Below are 4399 nucleotides of genomic sequence, written 5' to 3'. Positions count from 1 at the left end.
ACCCTGTTCTCGGCATTGGTGAACAGGTGGGCGATCTGGTCGGCGCTGGACGTGTTGTAGACGGAGAAGGGAATAGCGCCAAGGTGTTGCACCGCCGCGTCGACGAGATTGAACTCCGGCCTGTTGGTCAGCAGCAACGCGACCGTGTCGCCTCGGCCCACGCCAAGGGCGGCCAGACCCGCGGCGATCGTCCGCACCCGGGAGGCATACTGCCGCCAGGTGATCGGCTCGTCATCCCCTGCGGCACGCAGCGCGACGCGATCGGGATGGCGTGCAACCGTGTCCTGGAACAGCTGACAGATGCTGGCGGCTTCGTGGAGTTCGGCCACCGTGCGCTGGGGCATTTTCGTCAAGTCCTCTCTTCGGCATCGGGTGCGACCTGCAGGATCAGCCGGACGACTTCATCGGGATCGTCCAATTGCGGGCAGTGTCCCGACCGGGGAAGGACCACGAACTCACTGCTGGGAATCTGTTGATGCAGAACACGACTGGAGCGCACCGGGATGACCCGGTCACGCCTGCGGTGGACCACGACGGTCGGGCAGCGCACCTCGATGCCGGCGTGGCCCGTGCGTGTCTCGTAGGCGTACTGCAGCGCGTAGCGGCCGAGTCGCGCCACGTCGGCCATGCTCGTCGTCTTCCGTTGCGACGGCGCAATCACGTCCGGGTCCGCGCGCCGTCCCGGGCCGTACCGCACCCGGCGACCTCCAACACCCGGGTGTCCACCCCGGCGAACCGGGAACGGATTTCGGTGATCACGCGCTGAGCAGACCCTTGGCCACGTGGGTGATCTGAACTTCGTTGCTGCCGGCGTAGATCATCAGCGACTTGGCGTCACGTGCCAACTGCTCGACGCGGTACTCGGTCATGTAGCCGTTGCCACCGAACAGCTGAACGGCGTCCATCGCCACTTCCGTAGCGGCTTCCGACGAGTACCACTTGATGGCGGACGCCTCGCCCAACGAGGGCAGCTTGCCGGCCTGGAGGCGCTCAAGAGTCTGAAACACCATGTTCTGCACGTTCATCCGGGCGACCTCCATCTTCGCCAGCTTCAGCTGGATCAACTGGAACTGACCGATCTCCCTACCCCACAGAGTCCGCGTCTTCGCGTAGTCGACGCACAGTCGGTGACATTCGTTGATGATGCCGAGCGACATCGCTGCGATCCCGACGCGCTCGGCGACGAAGTTGGCGCGTGCACTGTCCCGGCCGTCGCCGCCGGCGTGGTGCTCCGTCTCGCCAAGCAGTCGGTCGGGTGTGAGCCGGACGTCGTCGAAGAACAACTCGCCCGTCGGTGAGGACATCATGCCCATCTTCTTGAAGGCCTTGCCCTGGGTAAGCCCCGGCATGCCGGTGTCCAGGACGAAGGTCAGGACCTTGCGGTTGCGCTTGTCGGCCTGGTCGCCGTCGTCCAGCTTGGCGTACACGACGAGCACGTCCGCGTCCGGGCCGTTGGTGATGAACGTCTTCTGCCCGTTGAGGACGTAGTCCTCCCCATCACGCCGGACATAGGTCTTCATGCCCCCGAACGCATCCGATCCCGCGTCGGGTTCGGTGATCGCCCAGGCGGCGATCTTCTCAAGCGTCATCAGCTCCGGCAGCCAACGTTCCTTCTGCGCCAGCGTGCCACGGGTGGCGATGGTGGCCGCGCCGAGGCCGAGGCTGACGCCGAAGGTGCTGATGAGACCGATGCTCACCCCGGCGAGCTCGGAGACCATGGCGACCGCCATCGACGCCTGAGCGCCCATGTCGCCCAGCCCCCCGCTCTTCTTCTCAGCGGACTCCACCGATCCCGACTCCGCCCTGGCGCGCTCCCTTTCGAGCATGCCCTTGACCGCTTCGGCGGCCATCACGTCGAGGCCGAACTCGCTGAATAGCTTGCGGGCAATGGGATACGGCGAGAGCTCGCCGCTCTCCAGCGCGTCGAGGTGTGGACGGATCTCCTTGTCAATGAACGTCCGCATGGTGTCGCGCATGATGACGTCGGTATCAGACCATTCGAACATCAGCTCGGCAACCTCTCGGCGATGTCGTCGATCTGCCACACGTCTTCGGTCTCGATGGTGTCGGTGTCGTGCCAACCGCGCAGCGCCGAGATGGCCCCGCCCTGCACGGCGAAGACCCTTCCCGTGATGGGGCACTTCTCGGTGGCGAGATAAGCCACCAGCGGTGAGATGTTGGCCGGGCTGAACAGGTCCGGCTCACCCTCGTCCGGTTCGGCCATCAACGCCCCCATTCCCGGCGTGGCCAGGGTGAGTCGGGTGCGGGCGATGGGAGCGATGGCGTTGACCCGCACCCCGTAGCGGTCGAGTTCCTCGGCGGCGATCAGCGTGAGGGCGGCGATCGCGGCCTTCGCCGAACCGTAGTTCGCCTGGCCCGCATTCGGAAGCGTCACACCGGAACCCGACGCGGTGTTGATGACGGCAGCGTTGGGTTGGTCACCTGCCTTGGACTGCGCCTTCCAGTACTCGGCGGCGTGTCGGAGCACCGCGAAGTGTCCCTTGAGGTGCACGCCGATGACGGCGTCCCACTGCGCCTCCTCCATCGAGGCGATGAATGCGTCACGCAGGATACCTGCGTTGTTCACCACGACGTCGAGCTGGCCGAACTCGTCGATCGCCTGCTGGACGAGGCCTCTCGCGCCATCCCAGGTGGCGATGTTCTCGGTGTTGGCCACCGCGACACCGCCGGCATCCTTGATCTCGGCCACGACGTCCTGTGCCGGGCCGGCGTCGGAACCGTCACCGGCGTTGGATCCACCCAGGTCGTTGACCACGATCCTGGCGCCCTCCCGCGCGAACAGCAGTGCGTGCTCGCGGCCGATGCCCCGCCCCGCGCCGGTGATCACTGCGACTCTGCCTTCGAGTGCTCCCATGTCATGCCTCCCTGATCTCGGCCAAGCCGTCGGTGATTGCCTTCTCGTCGCGTCCGACCCGGATGGTCTCGAATGCATACGTCGTCACGCCGTCGGCGCTGTCCTTCTTCCAGATCCGCGTTTCGAGATCGTCGCCAGGGAGCACCATCTTCGAGAACCGGACGGCGAACCTCTTGAGCTTGCTGACGTCCGCATCGGCGACCTCGGTGAGCAGCGCCCATGACGTGAAGGCCATGGTGCACAACCCATGCGCGATGATGCCGGGCAGACCGGCGTCGCGGGCCACGTCCTCGTCGAGGTGGATCGGCATCGGATCGCCCGAGGCCGGCGAGTACCGGAACGTCTGATCGTCGTCGACGTGCTGTACGACGACGGCGACCGGTTCCTGAGCGCGCAAGCTCCCGTCGAACTTGTGGTCCGGACTGAGCACCCCGATGGACTTGCCCGCGTTGAACCCACGCACGAACGTGGTGACGAACTGCTCGTTGACCAGTTCGCCTTCCTCGGTGCGACATTCGAGCTTGATCGCCGCGCGGGTGCCGTTCTCCAGCCCCTCGTAGCCGATCATCTTGCCGCGCGAGACCAGCTTGTCCCCCGGCCGGATCGGGCGGTGGAAGTGGAAGTCCTGCTCGCCGTGCACGACGCGCGGGATCAGCTCGACCGGCAGTACGTCCACCGCGGGCATCAACAGCGACTCGAACACCGGAACGATCGCGAACACCGGCGGGGCGATCTCGCCGCTACGGTGTGCTGTGATCGGATCGTTTGTCGCCGCGGCGTATTCGGCGAGCCGGTCCGCGGTGACCTCGAAGCGGTCCTCGTCGGTCCAGGTATCCAGGCCGCTGTCGTCGAATTTCAGGTCCTCACTCACCGAGGCGCTCATGCGGGCGTCGAGGCCAGGGCGTCGAGCTGCTCGAGGCTCTTGTCGAGTTGTTTGAGACCGTCCTTCTCGATGGCCTTCGCCAGCGCGCCCTTGATCAGCGCGCCCTCGAAGTCGCCTGCCACGGTGAACTTCGAACCCGTTCCCGCGGGGACCAGGGTGAACGTGAATTGCGCCTTCACACCGGCCATTCCGGTCCCGCTCAGGGTCAGAGTGCTGGGCGCGTCGACGGTCTCGATGTTCCACTCGATCTTGTTGGCCATCCCCAACATGACGATCTTGGCAGGCAGTTTCGTCCCCTGAGTCAGCTGCTCGGCAGGCTCCTCCATCCACCGCTCGTGCACGGTGAACCACCCGTCCCAGGTGCGCGGATCGACGACGGTCGCCCATACCGCATCGGGGGCAGCGGTGAGGTTCTTGGTGGCTTCGATGTGTCCCATGTCCTTCTCCTTCTCGTTGGTTGACTTGCCGCCGAACGGCGGGAGTGGAGGGTTAGCGGTCGGCGCGTTGGTAGGCCGTCACGACGGCGGCGCCGCCGAGGCCGATGTTGTGCTGCAGCGCGGCGGTGACGCCGTCGACCTGACGCTTGTCGGCGGTGCCGCGCAGCTGCCAGGTCAGCTCGGCGCACTGAGCCAGCCCGGTGG

5 protein-coding genes and 2 pseudogenes are annotated in these 4399 nt (G+C 65.9%); all 7 read right to left on the bottom strand.

The genetic code is table 11. The annotated features are described in order from the left end of the window. On the bottom strand, positions 1-344 hold a 344-nt coding region (locus ACRDUX_RS07345; protein ID WP_526412444.1), incomplete at its 3' end, for an AMP-binding protein. 5 nt (positions 345-349) lie between these two features. Continuing rightward, positions 350-736 (bottom strand): annotated as a pseudogene (locus ACRDUX_RS07340) (alpha/beta fold hydrolase); the annotation flags it as partial. A gap of 19 nt (positions 737-755) precedes the next feature. Continuing rightward, a complete protein-coding gene (locus ACRDUX_RS07335; RefSeq protein ID WP_526412442.1) occupies positions 756-2006 on the bottom strand; it encodes an acyl-CoA dehydrogenase family protein in 1251 nt (416 codons plus the stop codon). Further along, the gene (locus ACRDUX_RS07330) at positions 2006-2875 is read right to left on the bottom strand and encodes an SDR family oxidoreductase (protein WP_526412440.1); all 870 of its coding nucleotides are present in this window, start codon (positions 2873-2875) and stop codon (positions 2006-2008) included. Before ACRDUX_RS07330 ends, ACRDUX_RS07335 begins: the two co-directional genes overlap by 1 nt. A 1-nt stretch (position 2876) precedes the next feature. After that, positions 2877-3758, bottom strand: coding sequence for a MaoC/PaaZ C-terminal domain-containing protein (locus ACRDUX_RS07325; protein WP_526412438.1), 882 nt, complete (start codon positions 3756-3758; stop codon positions 2877-2879). Further along, positions 3755-4195: a type II toxin-antitoxin system Rv0910 family toxin gene (locus ACRDUX_RS07320; protein WP_526412436.1), complete on the bottom strand. Its 441-nt coding sequence runs from the start codon at positions 4193-4195 to the stop codon at positions 3755-3757. Before ACRDUX_RS07320 ends, ACRDUX_RS07325 begins: the two co-directional genes overlap by 4 nt. 52 nt (positions 4196-4247) lie before the next feature. After that, positions 4248-4399 (bottom strand): annotated as a pseudogene (locus tag ACRDUX_RS07315) (lipid-transfer protein); the annotation flags it as partial.

This window comes from Mycobacterium sp. (assembly GCF_050701675.1).
Classification (GTDB): Bacteria; Actinomycetota; Actinomycetes; order Mycobacteriales; family Mycobacteriaceae; genus Mycobacterium.
Note: the sequence above shows the minus strand (reverse complement) of the source record. Positions and strands in the feature narration are given on the sequence as shown.